Genomic DNA, 22,351 nt, shown 5'->3' on the forward strand with positions numbered 1-22,351 from the left:
CTGGGCAGTAAAACTATATCCTATGACAGAACCTATTCAGATCAAAACAAAACTCGCAGGCAACCCTACTCAAGAACCTCAATTCAAAAGCTTTGTGACCAGCAAAGACGGACGTCAGATTCCCGTGGCCGATCCTAACGCGACTCGCGCCCTAGTTTCTTTGATGGATATGAACGCCGTCCTTGGGGGAGCTGCTTCTCACTACGGTGGTCCTGCGGCCTTGGCGGAACTGATGTCCGCATTGCACGGACATGTTTTTGATGTATCTAAGCGTGAAGGCAAGCAGTGGTATGACCTGTTCCATATCGTGAATGATGCCGGTCACTGTGAAAATGGTCTGTATGCGCTGAAGGCCAACTATCAAATGGCTGGTTTGACTTTGGACAGTCTTAAAAAATTCCGCTCTATCGAAAGTGGTCTGACGGGTCACGGAGAAGTGCACTGCTTCCCTGAAGGTGTGTTCATTTCCAACGGCCCTTTGGGATCTGCTTTCCCACAAACTCAAGGTGTGGCGATGGGTGAGGCCTTGTCTGGGCAAAACCGTGTGACTGTGACGACGATTTCTGACGGAGCTTGCATGGAAGGGGAGGCGAAAGAGGCCTTCGCCGCAATTCCGGGACTGGCAAAAATCGGTAAAATGGGTCCTTATGTTCTGATCATCAGTGATAACAACACGAAACTTTCCGGTCGTATTGATGCGGAATCTTTCTCTATGGCTCCGACCTTTGCCTCTTTGAAGGATTTGGGCTGGAACGTTATCAGTCTTCCTGAAGGCAATGATCTGCAAAAATGCTATGACACTTTGGTGACGGCTATCGAAACGGCGAAAGCCAATCCGAAGGCGCCGGTTGTTATCCATGCTAAAACCGTCAAAGGCATTGGCACCAAGAAAACAGCGGAATCCGCGTCCGGTGGTCACGGCTTCCCTTTGAAAAGTCCTTCTGAACTGCCTGCATTTTTGGGTGAGATCTATAATGGCGCCGCTTTGCCGGAAGTTTATAACACCTGGATTTCCGAACTTTTGAAATGGGAAGCAGATATCAAAGCCAATGCAGTGAAAGATTCCGGCGAAAAGATCCAGGTGGGAATTTCTTCCGCCATGGTTCGTGCGCGCAAGGCGGGTTTGCCGGTTCTAAGTGTGACTTCGGATCTTCCGGGTTCCACTGGGGTGGCAGGCTTCCGTAAAGAATTCCCTCAGGATTCTTTTGACGTGGGTATTGCGGAAAGTAATATGGTTTCCACAGCGGCAGGTCTATCCAAATTGGGTTATATCCCGGTGGTGGACACCTTTGCTCAGTTTGGTGTGACGAAAGGGGCATTGCCTTTGACGATGGGGGCTTTGTCTGAAGCGCCGATCATCGCGGTTTATTCTCACACAGGATTCCAGGATGCTGCGGACGGGGCTTCTCACCAGGCTTTGAGCTATGTGGCGATGACCTCTTCCATTCCGCATGTGGATGTTTATTCTTTGTCTTGCAGTGAAGAAGCCGATGCTTTGATGTACTCTGTGATAGAAAACTTTGCCAAAGCCCGCAAAGAAGGAAAAGTTCCCAATTCAGCGGTGTTCTTCCTGGGGCGTGAAAACTTCCCTAAGTCTTACGTTGCAGGGGCGACCTATGATTTGCGTAAAGCGCAGGTTCTGGCAGACACGACGGCAGGCAAAGCCAAGTCTGTGACGATTGCAACGACGGGTTCTTTGGTGCCTCAGGCTTTGCAGGCGGCGAAGGATCTGGAAGCTAAAGGTGTTGGCGCTGTCGTGGTGAATGCGGCTTGTGTGAACCATGTGGATATCGCAACCTTTAAATCCGCTTTAGAGAAAACTCACGGTCACTTGATCACCGTGGAAGATCATCAGTTGTTGGGCGGCTTTGGACAGTTGCTGTGTCATGCCCTGCTCACTGCGGATGTGACTTTCAAAGCAAAAAGCCTGGGTGTGCATGGTGAGTTCGGTCAGAGTGCTTACACGGCTTTGGACCTTTACCGCAAACACAAAGTGGATGCTTCTGCGATTGTTGAGACCGCAGGTGTGTTCTTTCAAAAAAGCGGTGCTTGGTAGTTCCAACCATCAGTTCAATAGTATTAAAAATGCAAAAGCGAGATGAGCTTCCTCATCTCGCTTTTATTTTTGTCGGATACTTCGTTAGGGTGCCGCTTATTTTACGGAAACTTCGCAGGCGAAAGTGCCTACTTCTGTTTGTTCGCCAAGACCCCACCAGTAAACTTTGGCAGTGTGATCCACCACGCTGATCACCAATTCAAATTCGTAAGAGCCTTCAACCCAGAAGTCATAACGAACTTCAGTGTCAGATGCAGAGCTGGATTCTCTGGCCAGTGCCGGACCGTTCATGTCCAAAGTGGAAACAGAGTAATCACCAACACTCAAAGACCAGTTCTTGGCGTCTTCGATCAGCAGCACGGTTGGATTTTTCAGGATATTGAAATCTTCGTTGATTTCCGGATTTTTGGAAAGCTTGGTTGCCTGGCAGTCAAATACTCTCTGGCCCGCGAAAGAAAGGCTGGAGAAAAGCATCGCAGTCACGAAAAATACTGTTTTCATTGTCTAAGTCCTTTGTTTGATGGGTCTTGCCTATCAAGTCTTGGACGAAAAGTCTGTTTATAATTCTGTTAGCGGAATAAAGTGTGAAGTTTTTTGCCGGTTCCACTGTGGCGTAAGCCAAGAGCCCCATCACGGGCGTGATCTAAGTCTTCGTATTTACTAAAAAAGAAAGCCTGCGTTTGAGGCGCAGGCTTTCATGGAATTTCCTGTATCAAACTGCGGATTATGCCGCTTTTGCTTCTTCAGAGTGGGAGAACTGAGCCATTTGACCCATTTGATCCTGAGAGAAAGCAGAAACGATATCCACCAGAATAACCACTTTGTTATCGACTTTACCCATGCCACGAACGAAGGACATTGCGTGTTCATTGCCCAGCACTGGGGATGGTTCGATTTGTGATTCCTGCAGATCCACAACCTCTTTGACAGAGTCCACGATCATACCCACCTGACCGATGGCTGTATCGATCACGATAATGCATGTGTCACGAGTGGTGTCCTGAGCCTGCATGCCGAATTTAATGCGAAGATTTACAACCGGAATGATTTTACCGCGCAGATTCATCACACCTTTTACATAGTCCGGTGTTCTTGGAACGGGTGTGATTTCGCCGAACTGATTGATTTCGCGCACTGTTTCGATAGCCACGCCGTACTGTTCAGCCATCAATTGGAAAGTCAGATACTGGCCTGGTTTTGCTTTCATGGATACATCGCTCATTTTAATAGCCTTTCAAAATCATAGAAAGAAACATTGGACCCTTCACTCTTCGCGAAAAAAAGCAGGCGACTTAAGAGGATTTCTCGGTGGTCTTTAAAAAATAATGTTCTGGGGTCCAGTTTGACTCAACTTGGGGCAATGGTCCTGTTGAACATGACAACTTTCTTACGGGGGTGGAACCAGTCTCATTCTGGACCAAGGAAGTAAATAGAAGACACGGGGAGGCTCCGATAAAGATGTGTGAATTTCTTACCTTATTTGGAGCGGCCATGAGCGGTGATAATGCTTTTTTTGAAGAACTACAGATGGATTTCCTGAACGAATCCGCTTTTATGCTGGAGCAGTACGAAGAGTACATGATGCGACTGGAAAATAGTGTCGATCCAGCCAAAGACCTGACTGATATTTTTCGTGTGGCTCACTCTGTAAAGGGTGGAGCTGCGGCAGTGGGGCTTGCCGATCTTTGTAAGTTCGCGCACGTGATGGAAGACCTTTTGGATCTGTTGCGTTCCCGTCCGGAACTTGTGAACTCTGCAGTGATTTCCTTGTTGTTGCAATCCGGTGACGAATTGAAAAATCGCATTGGTTCCTTGCAGCAGGGTCAGGACAACCCTTGGGACCCGTCCGCATTGACGACCGAGCTGATCACTTTGACCGAACAGCTTTCTGGAAAGGCCTCCAAGCATTCCCATGCTCCGGCTCCAGCTGCGGATGAACCGAAGATTGAAGCGCCCGATGATTTCTTCGCACAGACACCGGTTGCTGAAGCAGCAGCTTATGCGGCGGAAGATGATGTGACCAATCATGATCTTTTGGCAGAACTTTTGGCGCAATTGTCGCCGGAAGATCAGGCTGAATACTATGCTAAAGAAGAAGCGGAAAAACAGGCGAATCAGGCCGTGACCCCTGTGGCGGCAGAGCCCGTTATGGCGGAAGCAGAGCCGACGCCGGCCGCTGTGGTTGAAAAACCGGCTCCGGCTTTGAAAGTGGTTCCGGCAGCCCCGGCAACACCAGCTTCTGCGGCGACTGCCAGTGCGGGCAATGGTGGTGGTAACAATAAGGGCGGCAGGAATCTGAATAGCACTATTAAAGTGGACACCGGTCGTGTGGACTCCGTTTTGGATGCTGTCGGAGAACTGGTTGTTCTGAAGAATCAATTGGTGCATGACGAAACAGTTCGCAGTGGTGTGAATCTGCGTCTGGAGGCCATCGTGGATCAATTGGATAAGGCTGTGCGCGAGCTGTATGAGAAAACTCTAAGCATCCGCATGACGCCTCTGAAATCCATGTTTATTAAAATTCAACGTATCGTGCGTGATGTGTCTTTGACTTTGGATAAGCCAGTCGATCTGCAACTGATCGGTGAGGAAACCGAGGTGGAAAGAACGGTGTTTGAACTTTTGGGTGACCCTTTGGTTCACTTGGTTCGTAATTCAATGGATCACGGCGTGGAGAAAAAAGAACTGCGTCAGGAACGGGGAAAATCCGCCACTGCCAAAGTGGTGGTTTCCGCGAAACAATCCGGTGGTAACGTTATTATTGATATTTCTGATGACGGCGGTGGTATTAACCGCGACAGGGTGCTGGGTAAGGCCATTGAAAAAGGTTTTGTTCCGGCGGGTGTGGACCCGGCGTCCATTCCGGATGAACAGGTTTTCCAATACATCTTCTATCCGGGCTTTTCCACCGCGGACAAGATTTCAGACCTGTCCGGTCGTGGCGTTGGCTTGGACGTGGTGAAATCCAATCTGGATAAAATCAACGGTAAAATCAATATCTATTCCAAAGCAGGTCAGGGAACAACCTTCCGTCTGACGATTCCATTAAGCACGGCGATCACGGACGGCATCATCGTGGCTTTGGATGGCGCTCGTTATATTCTGCCGATTCATTCGATCCGCGAAATCGTGCGTGTGCTGCCGAAGGATTACACTCATGTATCCGGTGCCGGTAAGGTGGCCAGCATCCGTGGGCATCTGTTGCCTGTGATTGATGTGACGAAAACACTGGGTTCCATCAATTGGACTCTTAATAAAAAGGATGCACAGTTGGCACAACGTCGTGAGAACTCCTTAAGTGCACGCCGTGAAGAAACCATGCTGGTGATCATCGAATCCATGACAGGTCAGATGGCCTTCCCGGTGGATGATGTTCTGGGGCAGGCGCAGGTGGTGGTTAAACCTATCACAACGGGTCAGGACATTCCGGAGGTCGCAGGTGCGGCAATTCTGGGTGACGGCAAAACGGTTCTGATTCTGGAGCCAGGGGCGCTGGTCAGTAATATATCCAAAGGTCGGGAGATCGCAGCATGACGGCTGTTAAGAAGAACGAAATTGTAGGATCTCTTTATGACTTTGAAGAGATCAAGTTGTCCGACAAAATGTTCACGAGGTTCGCAGAGCGTATGTACAGTCTGGCGGGTGTGGATCTGCCGCTGACGCCGAAAAATCATGCGCTGATTCGCAATCGCATTGTGAAGCTTCTGCGACGTCATTCCCTGAAAAGTTATGAAGAGTATTGGACGATGCTGGAAAAGGGTGGTTCAGAACTGACATCTGAATTTATCTCGGCCCTGACGACCAACATGACGTCATTCTATCGCGAGGCCAATCATTTTGATTTTCTGAAAAGTGTCCTGCCGGATCTGGCAAAGAAATTCGGCACGGATTTGCGTTTGTGGTGTGCTGCTGCCAGTACAGGACAGGAGCCCTACACCATCGCGATGACGGCGTGTGAGGCAGCGGCGGACATGTCCCCGGCGACGAAGCCGCGCTTGCTGGCGACAGACATTGATTTGCAGGTTTTGAAAAAGGCCTCCACCGGAACTTATGAAGAGCGTGAAATGCAGGGATTGCCCCCGGCGCAGCGCACCCGCTACTTTGAAAAAATCAAAGCCAACGGGGATGAGTACTGGAGAGCCAAGGATCAGATTCACGACATGATCCGTTTTGCTCCGTTTAATTTGATGAATCCAAAGTACGAGTTTCAGCACAAGTTCCATGTGATCTTCTGCCGAAATGTTTTGATTTATTTTGATGAGCCGACCACGAAGAAGGTCATCGACAATCTGGTGGCATGTCTGGCGCCTGGTGGCTACCTGATTCTGGGACACTCGGAATCAGGCAACGTGAAACATCCGGGCTTGAAGCCGATGTCTCGCGCGGTTTATCAAAAAATTTAAAGAATAGAGGCCCTTATGGCTCAAAAAATTCGTGTTTTGATTGTGGATGATTCGGCGGTGATTCGTAAGTTGTTGGAGAAAATCTTTTCCACCTGCCCGGATATTGAAGTGGTGGGAACGGCTTCGGACCCTTACATCGCCCGTGACAAGCTGGTGGCTTTAAAGCCGGATGTGATGACTTTGGATGTGGAGATGCCGCGTATGGATGGCATCAGCTTTCTGGAAAAAGTCATGCAGCATTTCCCAACCCGAACGATTATCTTTTCCAGTTTGGCCAAGACCGGTTCTGAAACTTATCTTCGCGCTCTGGAGGCCGGAGCGATTGAGATCATGGAAAAACCTTCCATCGACGTCAGTCAAAGTCTGGAATCCCTGTCTCAGTCCATTATTGAAAAAGTTAAAGCCGTTTCCAAAGCCCGTATCAATCCGGTTAAGATGACAGTGCCAACAGGTGCTGCTGTCGTGAAGAAACCGACGACATCCCTGGCGCGTACCACGCACCAGTTGCTGGCGGTGGCTTCCTCTACCGGTGGAACAGAGGCTTTGAAAGTGTTTTTAAGTGGAATGCCAGCGGATATTCCGGGCACTTTGGTTGTGCAGCACATGCCACCGGGCTTTACAAAATCCTTTGCTGAAAATCTGAATAAACTGTTCCCGTTTGAAGTGAAAGAAGCTGAAGAGGGCGATCAGGTAGTTCCCGGCCGTGTGTTGATTGCTCCGGGTAACTATCACATGGAAATCACGCGCAGTGGTGCCTTTTACTATGTGAAGCTTCATCAGGGACCGGCTTTGCACAGTGTGCGTCCCGCCGCAGATTATCTGATGAAATCCGTGGCGAAATACGTCGGTAAAAATGCGATGGGTGTGGTTCTGACCGGTATGGGTAAGGATGGCGCCGAAGGTCTGCTGGAAATGAAAAATGCTGGTGCCTATACTGTGGCACAGAATGAAGAAACTTGCGTGGTCTATGGAATGCCAGCAGCAGCTGTGGCTTTGGGGGCTGCGGATAAGATCCTGCCGTTGGATCGCATTGCCGGGGATCTTCTGAATCACTTGCAAGCCCGTAACGCGGCCTAGATGGGCCGCTTAGGGGACGGAAAATTTCGTTTAATCTCTTGAGTCCAAGAGAGTCTTCAATAAAAATTATAAGGATTTTCAAGGAGTTCGAATGAATCTAATTCGGCAAGTGGGTCCTTTTTTCTGCGTTCTGACTTTTTTGGGATGCCAGACATTTTCGCACAACACACAGGAGTTAAAAATGAGTCACGACAATGATCCGTATATCTGGTTGGAAGAAGTGGAAGGCCCCAAAGCCCTCGAATTTGCCAAAACTGAAAACAAACGCACGCTGGAACATTTCCAAAGTTCCTCCACATTCAAAGACATTGAACAGGGGGTTCGTAAGGTGCATTTATGGATGCGCGTTTTATCGCCGCTGATAATAAGGAAAGTGTTCTTCTTTTGGTCGTTCCGTCCCATATCAAAACCTTCCATCGTTTTACGTGGATCTTTCAGGCAGACCACGCTGGGTGACACTGCCTTTATTATCTGCTTTTCAAATGGGAGCTTCAATAATTTGGTCTCAATTCAATTTGAAATGGCTTGAATTGAGACCCTTAGGGAACTTAGTGGTGGGTTTCCTCGTGTTTTACACGGGCAAAACCGCTGGAACGGGAGAATTTCTCGCGCTGCTCGTTCCAGAATAACATCTGCGCCGGAGACAAAGAGAAATCCATCATGGCCAGTTTCATCGCCAGAGGGAAGGCTTCGTTCATCACAAAGGCCGCCTGACGGCGTTCGCCCTTGCGATTGTACTGTTCAATGCGATGCAGACCCTGCATAACATGCAGGGCTTTAAAGAAGACAGCAGCTTCCTGTTTGAAGATGCCCATTTCCTCGCGCATGAAATACGCCAGTTTCGCATCGTTGGAAAGCTCATCGTGGTTCCACGGATCTTCGCCGTACTGAGCTTTCATAAAGCCCATCATAAAGGCGGCAAACAGTTCCATCGGATCACTCTTGTCGATGCCTGCAACGTTGATGCGAGCCATATGCAATTCAAAAGTTTCCATCTTCGCGGGATTCACAAACACAGATTGCAGGCCTGGTAGAATCTGTTCAAGAATGTGCAAATCAAACAGCTCCATGAACGCCAGATGTGGCTCTTTCAGGCGCATGAACTTCAGCCATTCCTCACGACGACGTGGCAGAACGGATTTTTTCAGTTCGCCACTGCATTCGGCAATCGCCGCACGCATGCTGGATTCGATGGAAAAATGAAGTTTGTGGGACAGGCGGATCGCGCGCAGGATACGAATAGGATCTTCAATCAGGCGTGCTTTCGGTTCACCGATCATGCGCAACACGCGATTTTCGATGTCCTGAATACCCCCACAGTAATCAATCAGTTTTTGTGCGCCTGGATCATAGAAAACGGCATTGCAGGTAAAGTCGCGGCGAACCGCATCTTCCTCGACAGTTCCAAAATAGTTGTCGCCTTCAACTGTGTCGTCGCCTTGTTCTGCCAGTTCTTCCTGAGTCACGTTACGACGGAAAGTCGCAACCTCGAACTGCTGATCGCCACGTTTTACAAGGACCAGCTTGAAGCGGCGGCCGATAACATAAGCGTTGGGAACTTTTTTGCGCACCTGATTGGGGTGGGCGCTGGTGGCGATATCAAAATCTTTTGGATGAATCCCTACAAGCAAATCTCGAACGCAACCGCCGACCAGGTAGGTCTCAAAACCGGCGTCTTGAAGGTTCCGAACAATTCTTAATGCGTAGGAGTCGATCCAGTCCTCGTGGAGCTGGGGTTTTTGTTGGGCAGTCATTGAGGCTGAATCTACATCCCTTCGCATCAAAATTCAAACGTGAATAACAAAAGACCGACAGGACAAGTCTTTGATCTTAAGTCCTTGAAATAATTGAGGGTCTTTTGAATAAATCAACATGACGGAGGCATGATGGAGGAGTATAAAAAGTTATGTCTTACCTCAATAATTTCTACCATCATCTGTACGGCCCTGAAGACGGGCGCAAGTGGGTTTTCGTTCACGGTCTGATGGGCTATGGGCAGAACTGGCGCAAGATCATTCAGGGACTCGAGACAACCGAGCGTTGTCTGGCGTACGATCAACGGGGGCATGGCCGCTCTTTCCAGCCGGCCGAAGGTTACAGTCCTGAGGACTATGCCGATGACCTCAAAATGATTGTGGACGAGTTGGGGTGGGATCAGTTCGTTCTGGTCGGGCATTCGATGGGAGGACGCAATGTTTTGAACTTTGCCTCTCGCTTCCCCGAGTGCGTGTCCAAGCTGGTGATTGAGGACATTGGACCAGAAGCCAACCCGCAGGCTCATGAGTATTACGAATATTTATTGAATTTGGTTCCGGCGCCGTTTGCCACCCGTGAAGAGGCCAAGCGCTATTTCTTTGAGGACTTTGTCAAAACCGCAAAGACCCGCGAGAACATCCAGGTGATGGCCAATTATTTCTATTCCAATATGACCGAGCAGCCCAATGGCACTGTCGATTGGCGTTTTTCTAAAAATGGCATTATTGATTCCGTTCGTTTGGGAAGAACGGATGAAAGATGGGACGAGGTGAAGTCCCTGAAAATGCCGACCCTGCTGGTAAGAGGAGCCAACTCGAAAGAGCTTTCGCAGGAAAACTACGACAAGATGCTGACTAGCAACCCTATGATTAAGGGCGTCGTAATCCCCGGAGCTGGACATTGGGTCCACTCAGATCAACCTCAGGCTTTTACAGAAGCCTTAAAAATGTTTGTGGGCGGCTTTTAAGCCCCTGCTTTGACTTTTAGCTTCCTGCTAAGTAGCTTGGAAGCTTCAGACCGGAGTAATGAAAGTTGTGAAATTCTCAGAATTGAATTTAGATTCCCTATTAGTATCTGCAATCCAAAAAATCGGCTACGATGATTGCACCCCGATCCAGGAACAGGCGATGCCTCCTGTTCTGGATGGCAAAGACGTTGCTGGTCTTGCTCAAACAGGCACTGGTAAAACAGCAGCCTTCCTGATTCCTTTGATGGAGCGTATTTTGCGCGCTCGCCCGGCACAGGGCGAAATCACTGAAGAACAAAAAGCCGCTATTGAAAAGCGTGCGTTCGCAGACTGGAAACCACAGAATTTTATTCTGATTCTGGTTCCAACGCGTGAATTGGCCGAACAGGTTCAGGACAACATCAACAAGCTAAGCACTGAATCCGGCCTTCGTGGTTTTGCGATTTACGGTGGAACAGGTTACGACAAACAAAAAGAGGCGCTTAAAAATGGCGTTGAGTTTATCGTGGCAACTCCAGGCCGCTTGATTGATCTGTACAAAGAACATCTGGTGGACCTAAAGCAGGTTCGTGCGATTGTCTTTGATGAAGCGGACCGTATGTTCGACATGGGCTTCAAAGATGACATGAAATACATCCTGCAACGTGTTCCGCGCGAACGTCAGTTGCTGGTGTTCAGTGCGACTTTGAACTTTGATGTTTTGAACACGGTTTACCAGTTTGGTTCCGAGCCGGTTGAAATCAACATCAGCCGCGATCAGGCCAAAGCAGAAAACGTGAAAGACCAGATCTTCCACGTGGGTAACGAGGAAAAGCCTCAGCACCTTTTGTCTTTGCTAAAAGTGCATAATCCAAAACAAGCCATCATTTTCACGAACTTTAAAATGAGCGTGGAAAGAATTGCCAAGTTCCTGACTGAAAACGGAATCCCGGCGATGGCGATTTCCAGTCTTCTGACGCAAGCGCAGCGCAATCGCGTGATTGAGCAGTTCAAGGCTGAAAATGACATGAACATCCTGGTTGCTACAGACGTCGCGGCTCGCGGTCTGGATATCAAGGGTGTGGACATGGTTGTGAACTTTGAGCTTCCCATGGATTCTGAATCCTACGTTCACCGTATCGGCCGTACCGGTCGTGCAGGCACCACGGGCCAGGCATTTTCTTTGGTGGGCGACAAGGACATCGAATCTTTGGCGCGTATTGAAGATTATCTGAAACACAAAGTTGAAGTCGGCTATCTGGAAAACGACCAGTTGGTGAAAGACTTCAAACCAATGTCCTCGCATTTTGAAGGTCACTATCCAAAATCATTGGATCGCGCCCGTGCTCCTCGTGAAGGGGGCCGTGGTGGTGAAAAACGTGGTGATCGTGGTCCTCGCCGTGAACGTGGCGATCGTGGTCCTCGTCAGGAACGTGGCCCACGTCCTGAGGGTCAGCAGAAATCTGCACAAGGTGCTCAACAGGGACAAGGCCCGCAAGGCCGTCAGGACAACCGTCCGAAAAGACAGCATGAAGGTGGACCGAAACGTCATGACGGCAAACGTGGCGATCAGAAACCAAGACATGACCAACAGGCTCGCAAGCCGCATGGTCAACAGCAACAACGTCAGGGAGCTTCTGCAAGAAAAAGAGTTCCAGTGGCGGCTCAGAAATCCATCGGCCAAAAGGTGGCTGGATTCTTCAAGCGTCTGTTCTCTTAATCCTGTTCGGGGATTTAAAAATAAAAAAGCCTGCTCCGAGTGGAAGCAGGCTTTTTTATTTTCATCTGTTTTAAATATTATTTTTTAATCTTTTTAGCCAGTAGAGCCGTAGTGTCTGCGTTGCTGGCTTCTTTTGCCGCATCCAAAGCACTTTGACCCTTGGAGTTTTTCAGTTTGAGGTTTGCACCATGTTTGATCAAAAACTGAATGTCTTCCGGGGTGCCATAACGAGCGACACTGAAGAGTGCTGTTTCGCCAAGTTTGTTGGTCTTGTTGATAAGTGCCTTGTTTTTACCCAGAATGATTTCAGCGGTTTTTTTATCATTGGCAGCGGCTCTCATGAACAAAGTGTCCTGTTCATCGCCGGCCACTGAAATATCTACGTTGGCACCTGCTGTGATCAACGCCTGAGCCACTTCATAGTTGTCGTTGGTAACGGCAAAAGCCAAAGCGGTTTCACCGCCGTTGTTTTTAAGTTCCAATTTCACTTTTTTGGAAAGAAGAAATTTAACGATATCCAGATTGCCACCCATGGACGCCATCATCAAAGGGGTCATGCCGGTGTTGTCCTGGGCATTGAGATCGATTTTGTTTTTAGCCAGCAAGGATTTTACTTTGGCAAGATCACCTTGTTCAGCAGCTTCATTCAGGGCTGCGGAAGCCTTGCCTGTTCCGGCAAAGGCTGTCCCGTGAAGAAGTCCTGCGAAGAAAAAGATCAGTGCGGCCAGGACCATGGATTTCTTGCTCATAAATCACCTTCTCTATTTTTTTACAGCCACAGCTGGTGCGGCGACAGCTACCAGGTAAGATTTCGCGTCAAATGGCAGAGGCAATTGCTCTGTGTAGCTGATCTTTTTTGCTCCACCGTTGGAGTTGATCAACTGAGCCACTTTGTTTTTGATCTGCTGACTTGCCACACCCCAGTCAGAACGGCTTTTATCCTGATCCGTGTGCATAAGAACTGCGAAGTAGATTTCACCGTTCTTGGTGGAAATGCTTCCCGCCAGAGTTTTAGCTTTGTTCACGCTGCCTGTTTTTGCAATTGTGGAAGCGGACATAACGCCACCGTAGTTTTTCACAGTGGAATCACGATCTTTACCGGCAACTGCCATCACATCACTCAGATCATAACCTTTAGAGGATAGATTTTTATCCAGACGGTAAAGAACCTTCACCATCATTTCGCAAGTGGCTTCATTGTAAACCGGCTTGGCCACGGAACCTTCGTTGTTGCCGGAACCGTTATAGAAAACGATGTCTTCATCGCTGGCCGCCAGAGTTGTTTTTACGTATTGTTCAAACTTTTCTGTGCCGCCCAGGTTCCAGAACATGGTGTCAGCAAGATAGTTATTGGACTGGTTGTTCATTCTTTTCAGAATGGAACGCAGAGGTGCGGATCTTAGAAGAACAGTTTTTGTTTGAACGTCTTTTTTGAAGGTGGCTTTCGGAACATAAGCGACGTTACGGATGCTCAGGCTTGGCAAAGCCTCCATTTTTACACCAATACGAGCCGCTTTATTTTTCAAAGTCTGATACATAAGAGGGTGAATGGCGGTGCCCAGAGCATTGATGATCGTGCTGCGAACAACAGAAGTTTGTTCTTCCACAGTTTCGTATTTAGGTGTGGTGCCGGCAATCAAAGGTTTTTCCTCGGCCTTCCAGGTCAGAAGGAAGTTTTCATCAAAGGTCAGCTTTTCAATTTTCTTGATCTTCATGCGGTTCAGTTCGGAAATCATGAAGTAGCTGAGGTTACGACCAAAGATCGGATCACGGCTGCCTTCAATATGAAGATCCACAGCGCCATTGGCAGTCGGGGTGATATGGAGTTTGGTTGTATAGCGATAGTCAGGCCCAAGACGATCGATAGCCCAAAGGGTGGTTACGACTTTTGAAATCGATGCCAGTGGGAATTTATCATCTTTGCTCTTGTCACCTTGAACCACGCCTTGAGTTGAGTTCGCGGCCATATGGCACATCGAATTCAAATAGACCTTGGCAGATGCCGCGGAGCTAATAAGGAGTGTACCAACAGAAACGTGCAGTATTTTTTTGGTTAGACCTGTAAACATCAACAACCTCTCCTTTGAGACACTCGGGCTATTTCACAATCCGTACCAACATGAGACCCTTGCTCAGCCACCTCAGGATCAAGCGGGATGTCCATCCCGTTGACGGAGGTGCCCCAATTTGTCGGCACCTTGGGGGCTATTTGGAACACCCGTGCAGGGCTCCTAAAGCCTGATGAAGGCTTTGCTCTGACTTATATATAGATAGAGCGTTTTGAACCTTTTCAGCATAAGCCCCCGCGTTCTGATTCACACGAATCAGGCTGATCAGCTTTTGCGCTTCCAGCGAGGCCGTTTTTTCCGGAGCAGTCAGAGTGACAGCAGGATAGGCCTGTTTGACATCGGCCATTTCCACAGAACTGAACTCGGGTAGTTGGGGGTCCGTTCCAATATAGACGAATGCGGTTTGCAGGGAGTCTTCGCCACAGACGGCATCCAGATCAGAGCGCCAGATGTATTCGGCCATCATAATGTTTTCTGCCTTCAGGGTCTTTTGCAGCAGCAGGCGGAAACGGGCGTTTTCCGGTTGCAGAATCATATTCAGGGTCATCTCGGAAATACGCATGGAATCAGGTATTCCGTAATCAGCATCGGCCGTCAGGTGATGTTCGTCATAGATAGCTTTGACCGTGTCGGCCTGAAGGTAAATCCCCCGGGCCAGATTGATGTAGAAGGTGGAGGGCTTGACCTTGAATTCGATCAGCATCTTTCCATAGCTTTCAGAAATACTGGGATCAATCGCCAAATACAGGCCTTCTCCGGCAAACAATCCCTTAGAGCCGGAGGCGGGTGTCCAGAACTTGGCCGTCGCATAAGAAATGCGGTCCTGCATGATCTTTCTTCTTCCCGCTGGAGAGTTCATCAAAGACTGCGTGGCGCTGTCCTCTTCGCGGTAAATATCGAAATAATGGTACAGGCGTTGTTCCTGTCCGAATTGCATCTTGGCGGCGCGCAGATCCCGGGCCAGCAGGGCTTCGGCAGAAGCCGCCAGAGCACTGGTGGCAAAGGTCAAACTGAGAACCGCGAAGGCCAGGGATTTTCCGATCTTAATCATAGTCAGGCTCACTCTCTTAATAAGGGCCTAAGATTGCAAATAGCAGACCGGGCCGGGGCTGGCGGGAGTTGTCTCGGAATGAGATAGTGATATAGTGCGATGATTATGATTTTAGCTCTGTTGATTCTACTTTCCTTTCAGCTTCTGGGTGAGGCCGTGGTGGCAGCCCTGAATCTTTTTATTCCGGGGCCGGTTTTGGGCATGGTGTTCTTTTTTGTCGCTTTGGTTTTAAAGCCGGCATTGAAAGACAAGGTGGAAACACTCAGCCGATCCATCACCGCGCATCTGGCTTTATTCTTTGTTCCCGCCGGAGTCGGGGTCATAGAGTACTTTGATCTGTTCGGGCGCTATGGCGTGGCCATGGTGGTGACTATTTTACTGAGCACTGTGATTACATTGGGAGTGACCGCGCTGATCTTCCATCAATTGATGAAGGTCAGCTCTAAAGGAGACCCGGTATGATCGAACTTGCCGCTCTGATCGTGACATTGGGATTTTATCTGGCTGCCCGTCGCTTGAGTTCCTGGGGGAAGGATCATCCGTTGTTGAGTCCTCCTGTTCTGACCATGCTGGCAGTTGTGGTGGTTTTGCTGATTTGTAAAATTCCCTACAAGGAATATTTTCAGTCAGTGCGTCCCATTCATTTTATGCTGGGACCGGCGACCGTTTCGTTGGCGCTGCCTTTGTATAATCAGTTGGAAAAGTTAAAAAAAGTTCTGGCTCCGCTGACCGTGGCCTTGGTGATTGGTTCAACAGTGGGGATTTTAAGCGCGGTGTTCTTTGGCGTTCTTTTTGGGCTTCCGCATGAGGTTTTGCTGGCTCTGACGCCGAAGTCGGTGACGACCCCAATTGCCATGGGTATTGCAGAAAAAATCGGAGGTGCGCCCTCTTTAGCCACGGTGTTTGTGATGATCACTGGAATTGCCGGAGCCATCATCGCGACAACTGTGATGAAGCTGGTGCGTGTGCAGGACCCGGTGGTCAAAGGTTTTGCCATGGGACTTGCGGCCCATGGTTTGGGGACGGTGCGAGCCTTTCAAATCGGAGAAATAGCTGGAGCTTTTGCCGGCCTTGCGATGGCGCTAAATGGTTTGATGACCGCCATTCTGGTGCCGCTGCTTTTGTCTTTTATTCCTTAAGGGGACTTTGCCGGCAGGTTTTGCACCAGTTTGGCAAAACCCTGAACCCAGTGCGGATTTTCATTCACACAAGGGACCAGATAATAGTTTTCCCCGCCAAATTCATGGAAGGTCTCTTGACCGCCGATACCGATTTCTTCCAAAGTCTCGATGCAATCTGCGACAAAAGAAGGGCAGATCACAGCGATATTCTTTTTACCTGTCTGCGCCAGAACTTCCAAAATGTGATCTGTGGCGGGCTTCAGCCATTCGGCACGCCCCAGACGGGATTGGAATGAAACACTCCAATGGCTGGGTAGCAGATTCAGGGATTCTGCGATCTTGGTGGCAGTGGCAAAACACTGCGCGCGATAGCAGTTCTTGGCACAGGCATTCTTCTGAAAACAACAGTCCTCTGTGACTAGACAGCCTTCGATCTTGCGAATATGGCTTTCCGGCAGTCCATGGAAAGAAAACAGATAGTGATCCACTTTCTTATCCTGCAAGGATTCCCGGGCGATCTCGATGGAAGGCTCAATGAAAGCAGGCTGATCGAAGAATGCGGGCAGCTTACGCAAAGGAATTTGAATGTTTTGGTCTTTCACCAGCTCATCAACCAGATTGAAGGAACTGCCATTGGTGGCTTCGGCATACTGCGGGAACATCGGGGCCACGATGATTTCATCAACCTTGGCATCGACTAGTTCCTGCAAAGCGGTTTCCACGGAAGGTTCGCTGTAGCGCAGACCGACTTTTACGACGTAGTCATCGCCCAGATATTTTTTTAGCTCATCAGAAAATCGGCGCGTGTAAACGGCAATCGGAGAGCCCTCATCCATCCAGACTTTTTTGTAGTTTTCAGCGGAAAAAGGCGCCCGGCGAGGCACGATAAGCAGATTCACCAAAGGCCAGCGCAACAAAAAAGGAAGATTGATCACTTCCTTATCCATTAAAAAGGCGGTGAGGTATTTCTTCACATCCGCGACCTCGTAAGAACGGGGACTTCCGATATTGATCAGTAAAAGACCTTTTTTACTCATGTTGACTCGCGATTTTTTCGGCAATGAGATCACTGCGTTCCAGAATTTTGCTTAGTCCGATCCCGCTCAGATAATTCCCGTGCAGGTGCAGATCTTTGGGAAGCTCCACCTCTTGAAGGTCGGCCAGGGATTCTTCCAGTTGCAGATTGTAATAGGGAAGGGCCTTCTTCCAACGGTTGATACGATAATCCAACAAGCTGTCTTTTTGCCCCAGAATACGGAAGCGTTCTTCGGCAATCAGTTTCAATAATTCCGTATCGCTCAGATCCAGAAGTTGTTCTTCCTTGGACCCGCCCAAAATCCACGTTTCATTGTAGGTTTTGTCACGGTCTTTAAAGATATAGGAATTCATCAGAACTCCCAGGGCTTTCAGATCAAATCCTCGTGGGATCAGACAGCCAAAACCTTTGAACTTGTCCTGAGCTTTGGCAAAGAACAAGGTCACACTCATCAAAGAGGACATTTGAATACGCGAAAGAACTTGAGCAATGCTGGGATAACGAACCCGGGTCAGTTCGGCAGCGGCTTTAGCAGAAGTGGCCACCACGACAGGGCCTTGCAGATCTTCCAGTTTTATTTGGGCATTCAGATGAATTTTTACGCCCAATTCATGAAGACGTTGTTCCAGATGATTCACCAGATCCTGCATTCCGCCGGGACCTGTCAGTAAGCCTTTGTATTTCCCTTTTTTTGTCTGGGAAAAAATCGGTCCCAGAATCAGGCTGGCACTAAGATTGGTGATCTCATTGCCATAGATTCCCTGCATGGCGGGCCCCAAAATAAAACGAGTCGGAATTTTTCCCAAATGACGCTCGCCCCAGGTTTGCAGGGTTTCTCCGGCTTGGGGTTTGAAGCCTTTTTTTCCCCGAAGCAGAATTTGTGGAACCACGCGGGCAATGGTCACAACCGTTTCCATGAAACTCAAAGGCCATGCTTTGGGTATGCCCCGAAACAGAAATCTTTTTTTGGATGAATCCAAGGGCAGGCTGGGAGTGATACCCAGTTCTTGAAACAATTGCTCAGCTTTTTCCGTGCGGATCAGGGCATTAGCTGCGCGTTCCGCAATGCCGTGTTCGGTTTGATCGGTGCCCAATAGGCCACCGACCCGGTTTCCGGTTTCATAGAGTTCAACTTGAAAGCCTTTTTGGGCAAGCCTCAGCGAAACTGTCAGTCCCGCAAAGCCCGCACCGATTACGTGCACTGTTCTCATATGGATTGAGAGAAAATTTTCGTCTGAGGTTGTTTGCTTTTCAAGCGTTCATCGAAAAAGACACAGGCGTTGCGCAGGAAGGGACGCCCCTCCTCTTTAACAACCAGTTTGTGATCTTTGACTTCCACCAGAGCATCTTTGATCATTTCCGCCAAGAACTCCTGGGATTTGCTTTCCTGTTCTGCATTGATGAATGACACCTCGAAGTTTGTCATCAGTTGCAGGATCTGTTCACGGCGGACCTTGTCTTCGTCAGTCAGAATGTGACCGCGCAAAGTTGGCAGACGCCCGTCGTTTAAAGCGGCTTCGTACAAAGGCAGAACCTTTTCATTTTGATGGAAGCTGTACGGAGTTTCAGAAATGGAAGAAACCCCCATGCCCAAAAGCACATCCGTGCGCTGATCGGTGTAACCCATAAAGTTACGGTGCAAACGCTTTTCGTTCATGGCGATGCACAGATTGTCTGTCGGAAGAGCAAAGTGATCCATGCCCACTTCCACATAACCGCCATCCAGCAAAATACCGCGGGCGATTTCGTACAGCTCGCGCTTTTCAGCGGATTTCGGCAGATCTTCATCTTTAAACAGACGTTGAGCAGGTTTGATCCACGGCACCAGCGCAAAGCTGTATAAAGCAATGCGGTCCGGTCTTAGAGCCACGGTCGCTTTTGCTGTTTCCGTGATGGATTCCGGAGTTTGTTTTGCCAGCCCATAAATCAAGTCAAAGTTCACAGAAGTGTAGCCCATGTCGCGGGCTTCCTGAGTCAGCTTCTGGGTGATTTCCAAAGGTTGAATACGATTCACCAGACGCTGAACTTCCGGGTTGAAGTCCTGAACACCCATGCTGACACGATTGAAGCCCAGCTCACGCAAAGCTTTCAATTGTTCAGCATTGGTTCTGCGAGGATCGACCTCGATGGAGCCTTCAAAGTCCTTCGCGTCGATTTTCACGCGGGACAGAATAGGCTTCAATAATTGAGTCAAAGCATCCGCAGACAGGAACGTCGGGGTTCCGCCACCCAAGTGGATGTGCTTCAATGGTTTTTCCAAAAGCTCTGGAACCTGATCCAGATACAGTTGCCATTCTTTTAGCACCATATCCACATACGGTGTTTCACGTTTGTGGTCTTTGGTGATGATGTTATTGCAACCACAGAAGGTGCAAAGGCTTTCGCAGAAGGGAATATGCAAATACAAGGACCAGCCGCCAGTGCCTTCTTTCAAAGTGGCGCGCAGATGCTGCACCCACTGATCCGTGGTGGGATTGGTTTCCCAGTAAGGAACTGTCGGGTAGGAGGTGTAACGGGGTGCTGGGACATCGTACTTGGCTAAAAGATCTTTCATCATGACAACACCTCACGAACAGTATCCACGAACATCTTCACATGTTTTTCCGGGGTTTTTGGCAGGACACCGTGGCCCAGGCCACACACCCAGCCCGCACGTTGTTCGATACTCATGTCTTTCATGGGTTTCAGGAAAGTTTGAACGGCCTTCTTGAAATCGCCTTCTTCCATAAATAACAAACTTTGATCGAAGTTGCCCTGAACGAAGCCTTTGTTCTGAATATTGAAACATTCCGGAATATAGCAACGATGATCAAAGCCCTGACCGGCCCAAGGAAGGGCGCGGAAAGCATCGTCAAAGAATACGGCCTGTGTGCCTTTGGAATAGTAACCAATCTTACCCGGATAATCCTGCGACAAGCGAGTCAGGACCGGCTGAATCCATTCTTTAAAGAACAAAGGCGACACTTCGCCCGCTGCGGTATCAAAGATCATCACCACTTCCACGCCGCCTTCCAGTTGCAGGCGGATATTTTCTTTCAAAAGCGGGTACATCTTTTCCAGGAACTGCGGGAACATCGGCGCCAGATGCTTGGAATTGATCAAAGAACCGGCGTGAGAACCTTCCACCGCATAAACGAACAAGGTCCAAGGACCGCCAACAAAGCCAATCAAACTTTTGTTGGAAGGCAGCACTGCGCGAGTCGCTTGCACAGCCTCTTTTTGGAAGTGCATGAACTTCACAGCTTCTTCCACGCCGCCCAGTTTATTCATAGTTGTCGGATTTAGTTGGAAGCCCAGTCGTGGGCCGTGGTCTGTGTATTCCAAGCCCATACCCAAAGCTTCCAACGGGAACAGGATGTCACTGAACAAAATGGAAACGTCGAAATCAAATTCTGCGACAGGACCACGGGCAACTTCCGCCGCCAATTCCGGCTTTTTGCAAAGCTCGTCAAAAGAATGATTAGCGCGCATGCCCTGATAGTGTTTGTGATAACGTCCGGCCTGACGCATGAACCAGATTGGTGGAACAGCCTGAGGAGTTCTCTTAAGAGCGTTTTGGAATAATGGATTCATGTTGCCTCCTCTGTGGACCACTGATAGCCAACCCCGCGAACGGAGCGAATGTGTTTTTCTCCGTCGTCGCCCAGAAGCTGGCGCAAGCGCACAATAATGTTGTCGATAGTTCGGTGACTGGGGTTTTTATCAACGCCCCAGATCTCATTCATAATTTCATCCCGGCTAAGCACGCGGGGTGACTTTTCAATCAAAAGTTGCAGGATCTTCAAATCAGTCACCGGCGGGTATTCGATCTGTCCGGTTTTTTTGGTGACTGACATCTGTGTGAAATTCACGGTGCAGGTGTCCAGTTGCAATTCACGCGTCGGTGCATGAGCATCCAGAACGTGTTTCACACGGATCAAAAGCTCTTTCAGATGGAAAGGCTTGGGAATGTATTCCTCTGCCCCCAGTTCAAAACCTTTTAAGCGGGATTCTGCATCCGCCTGAGCCGTCAAAAATAAAAATAACATCGGGGAGGTCTGACGGATCTTTGCCGCCAGTTCAAAGCCGCTGCCATCAGGAAGACCGACATCCAGAATAGCCAGATCAAAATCCTTGGCTTTGGAAAAAAGAGACCAAGCTTCCGAAAGATTCTTGGCCCATGCGACCTCATAGTCTCGTTTCAGGCGCTCGTTCAGGGTTTCACCCAAAGAAATGTCGTCTTCGACCAAAAGGATTTTTCTCATGGCAAAGTTCCTTCCAGCTCAATATGAGATGTGAAGCCTTCGTTTTCTTTGGATTCAAACCAGATATCGCCCCTCATCTTTTCCAAAAGGCGTTTGGTCAATAGCAACCCGATGCCGTTGCTGCGAACATCCTGAGACATCAGAATTTCTGAACCCAGTTTTTTTAAAATACCTTTAAAGCCCAGTCCGTTGTCCTGCAAGGTCAGCTCAATGCGGCCCTCGCCATGCGGACGGACTTTGATTTTTACTGTTGTGGCCTTTCCATGCAGAACCGAGTTTTGCAGCAAGTTGCGCAAAACACTTAGCAGTGCACGGCGGTCGCCGAGAATTTTGGCTTCACGCTCAAGCTCCACAGTAAGTTCAGAAAACTCACTGCGCAGACTGGAAAGCAGTTCACTTAAAGACACCTGTTCTTTCAAAAGAGTCCCGGCTTCCAGATTGGCCAGCAGCAGGGAATTTTCCAACTGCAAATCCAGACGCTGAATGTCCTGAATCAGACGCTTCATTACAGGGTGTGAGTTGGTGTTCAGATCCTCTTCCAACACCTCGGCCTGCAAGCGCAAACGCGCAATGGAGGTTTTGATATCATGACTGAAGGTCGAGAAGAAGAAGCGCAGACGCTGGTGGCGCTTTTGATCGCGATAGGTGAAGATCACCAGTGCGATACCGCCAAACAGAATCGCTGCCAGAAGGATAGAGCCCTCCCATGCAAACATGCGATGGGACACTTTCATTTGCTCAATGGAAGCGTTGTCCGGGCTAAGCTTCATCAGGAAGTAAACCCACCACCAACCCACAAGCGAGAACGTAAAGGCGAACCAGATGATCGCCAATGCCGTCTTGATATGAGGTTTGATGAAGGATTTGGTCATA

General features: G+C 49.1%; 21 protein-coding genes. 9 read left to right on the forward strand and 12 right to left on the reverse strand.

The genetic code is table 11. From position 1 onward, the window contains the following. Positions 1-22: 22 nt before the first annotated feature. A complete protein-coding gene (locus tag EZJ49_RS14140; protein WP_262552852.1) occupies positions 23-2,056 on the forward strand; it encodes a transketolase C-terminal domain-containing protein in 2,034 nt (677 codons plus the stop codon). A gap of 96 nt (positions 2,057-2,152) precedes the next feature. Here the strand turns inward: EZJ49_RS14140 and EZJ49_RS14145 are convergent, their stop codons facing one another. Both EZJ49_RS14145 and EZJ49_RS14150 read right to left on the reverse strand, forming a co-directional pair. Beyond that, positions 2,153-2,557 carry a hypothetical protein gene (locus EZJ49_RS14145; protein ID WP_262552853.1) on the reverse strand — a complete coding sequence of 135 codons (405 nt, stop codon included), beginning with the start codon at positions 2,555-2,557 and terminating at the stop codon, positions 2,153-2,155. 223 nt (positions 2,558-2,780) lie between these two features. Continuing rightward, complete coding sequence (locus tag EZJ49_RS14150; RefSeq protein ID WP_262552854.1) at positions 2,781-3,263, reverse strand: chemotaxis protein CheW; 483 nt, start codon at positions 3,261-3,263, stop codon at positions 2,781-2,783. A gap of 284 nt (positions 3,264-3,547) precedes the next feature. Here EZJ49_RS14150 and EZJ49_RS14155 point away from each other — a divergent pair, with 284 nt between their 5' ends. From EZJ49_RS14155 to EZJ49_RS14170, 4 genes are all read left to right on the forward strand, one after another. Beyond that, a complete protein-coding gene (locus EZJ49_RS14155) occupies positions 3,548-5,590 on the forward strand; it encodes a chemotaxis protein CheA (protein WP_262552856.1) in 2,043 nt (680 codons plus the stop codon). Next, positions 5,587-6,459, forward strand: coding sequence for a CheR family methyltransferase (locus EZJ49_RS14160; protein ID WP_262552858.1), 873 nt, complete (start codon positions 5,587-5,589; stop codon positions 6,457-6,459). Before EZJ49_RS14155 ends, EZJ49_RS14160 begins: the two co-directional genes overlap by 4 nt. A gap of 15 nt (positions 6,460-6,474) precedes the next feature. Further along, positions 6,475-7,536, forward strand: a complete 1,062-nt coding sequence (locus EZJ49_RS14165; RefSeq protein WP_262552860.1) for a chemotaxis response regulator protein-glutamate methylesterase — start codon at positions 6,475-6,477, stop codon at positions 7,534-7,536. 181 nt (positions 7,537-7,717) lie between these two features. Next, complete coding sequence (locus EZJ49_RS14170) at positions 7,718-8,065, forward strand: hypothetical protein (RefSeq protein ID WP_262552861.1); 348 nt, start codon at positions 7,718-7,720, stop codon at positions 8,063-8,065. Between the two features lie 19 nt (positions 8,066-8,084). Here EZJ49_RS14170 and EZJ49_RS14175 read toward each other — a convergent pair whose 3' ends face one another. After that, positions 8,085-9,290: a CCA tRNA nucleotidyltransferase gene (locus tag EZJ49_RS14175; RefSeq protein WP_262552862.1), complete on the reverse strand. Its 1,206-nt coding sequence runs from the start codon at positions 9,288-9,290 to the stop codon at positions 8,085-8,087. Between the two features lie 152 nt (positions 9,291-9,442). On the opposite strand from EZJ49_RS14175, the gene EZJ49_RS14180 reads away from it, so the two are divergent. Further along, a complete protein-coding gene (locus tag EZJ49_RS14180) occupies positions 9,443-10,258 on the forward strand; it encodes an alpha/beta fold hydrolase (protein ID WP_262552863.1) in 816 nt (271 codons plus the stop codon). Between the two features lie 58 nt (positions 10,259-10,316). Beyond that, on the forward strand, positions 10,317-11,957 hold the full coding sequence (locus tag EZJ49_RS14185) for a DEAD/DEAH box helicase (RefSeq protein WP_262552864.1): 1,641 nt from the start codon (positions 10,317-10,319) through the stop codon (positions 11,955-11,957). 77 nt (positions 11,958-12,034) lie between these two features. Here EZJ49_RS14185 and EZJ49_RS14190 read toward each other — a convergent pair whose 3' ends face one another. The 3 genes from EZJ49_RS14190 to EZJ49_RS14200 all read right to left on the reverse strand — a co-directional run bounded on the left by EZJ49_RS14190 (position 12,035) and on the right by EZJ49_RS14200 (position 15,077). Further along, positions 12,035-12,706, reverse strand: a complete 672-nt coding sequence (locus tag EZJ49_RS14190; protein ID WP_262552865.1) for an ankyrin repeat domain-containing protein — start codon at positions 12,704-12,706, stop codon at positions 12,035-12,037. 12 nt (positions 12,707-12,718) lie between these two features. Beyond that, positions 12,719-14,026: a D-alanyl-D-alanine carboxypeptidase gene (locus tag EZJ49_RS14195; RefSeq protein ID WP_262552866.1), complete on the reverse strand. Its 1,308-nt coding sequence runs from the start codon at positions 14,024-14,026 to the stop codon at positions 12,719-12,721. A 136-nt stretch (positions 14,027-14,162) separates the two neighbouring features. Next, a complete protein-coding gene (locus EZJ49_RS14200) occupies positions 14,163-15,077 on the reverse strand; it encodes a hypothetical protein (RefSeq protein ID WP_262552867.1) in 915 nt (304 codons plus the stop codon). A 99-nt stretch (positions 15,078-15,176) separates the two neighbouring features. Here EZJ49_RS14200 and EZJ49_RS14205 point away from each other — a divergent pair, with 99 nt between their 5' ends. Continuing rightward, positions 15,177-15,539 carry a CidA/LrgA family protein gene (locus EZJ49_RS14205; RefSeq protein ID WP_262552868.1) on the forward strand — a complete coding sequence of 121 codons (363 nt, stop codon included), beginning with the start codon at positions 15,177-15,179 and terminating at the stop codon, positions 15,537-15,539. After that, entirely contained in the window at positions 15,536-16,216 is a 681-nt protein-coding gene (locus tag EZJ49_RS14210) for an LrgB family protein (RefSeq protein ID WP_262552869.1), read from the forward strand. The genes EZJ49_RS14205 and EZJ49_RS14210 overlap by 4 nt, the downstream gene beginning before the upstream one ends. Here EZJ49_RS14210 and hemH read toward each other — a convergent pair. The 6 genes from hemH to EZJ49_RS14240 are packed head-to-tail and all read right to left on the reverse strand — an operon-like array spanning position 16,213 to position 22,350. Next, positions 16,213-17,235 carry a ferrochelatase gene (hemH, locus tag EZJ49_RS14215; RefSeq protein WP_262552870.1) on the reverse strand — a complete coding sequence of 341 codons (1,023 nt, stop codon included), beginning with the start codon at positions 17,233-17,235 and terminating at the stop codon, positions 16,213-16,215. The genes EZJ49_RS14210 and hemH overlap by 4 nt on opposite strands. Continuing rightward, the gene (locus EZJ49_RS14220) at positions 17,228-18,445 is read right to left on the reverse strand and encodes a protoporphyrinogen/coproporphyrinogen oxidase (RefSeq protein WP_262552871.1); all 1,218 of its coding nucleotides are present in this window, start codon (positions 18,443-18,445) and stop codon (positions 17,228-17,230) included. Before EZJ49_RS14220 ends, hemH begins: the two co-directional genes overlap by 8 nt. After that, positions 18,442-19,791 carry an oxygen-independent coproporphyrinogen III oxidase gene (gene hemN / locus EZJ49_RS14225; RefSeq protein WP_262552872.1) on the reverse strand — a complete coding sequence of 450 codons (1,350 nt, stop codon included), beginning with the start codon at positions 19,789-19,791 and terminating at the stop codon, positions 18,442-18,444. Before hemN ends, EZJ49_RS14220 begins: the two co-directional genes overlap by 4 nt. Further along, entirely contained in the window at positions 19,788-20,807 is a 1,020-nt protein-coding gene (locus EZJ49_RS14230; RefSeq protein ID WP_262552873.1) for a uroporphyrinogen decarboxylase family protein, read from the reverse strand. Before EZJ49_RS14230 ends, hemN begins: the two co-directional genes overlap by 4 nt. After that, the gene (locus EZJ49_RS14235) at positions 20,804-21,478 is read right to left on the reverse strand and encodes a response regulator transcription factor (protein WP_262552874.1); all 675 of its coding nucleotides are present in this window, start codon (positions 21,476-21,478) and stop codon (positions 20,804-20,806) included. The genes EZJ49_RS14230 and EZJ49_RS14235 overlap by 4 nt, the downstream gene beginning before the upstream one ends. Beyond that, entirely contained in the window at positions 21,475-22,350 is an 876-nt protein-coding gene (locus tag EZJ49_RS14240; RefSeq protein WP_262552875.1) for a sensor histidine kinase, read from the reverse strand. Before EZJ49_RS14240 ends, EZJ49_RS14235 begins: the two co-directional genes overlap by 4 nt. Position 22,351 lies beyond the last annotated feature (1 nt).

The sequence above is a fragment of the Bdellovibrio bacteriovorus genome (genome assembly GCF_025558485.1).
Taxonomy (GTDB): Bacteria; Bdellovibrionota; Bdellovibrionia; order Bdellovibrionales; family Bdellovibrionaceae; genus Bdellovibrio; species Bdellovibrio bacteriovorus_G.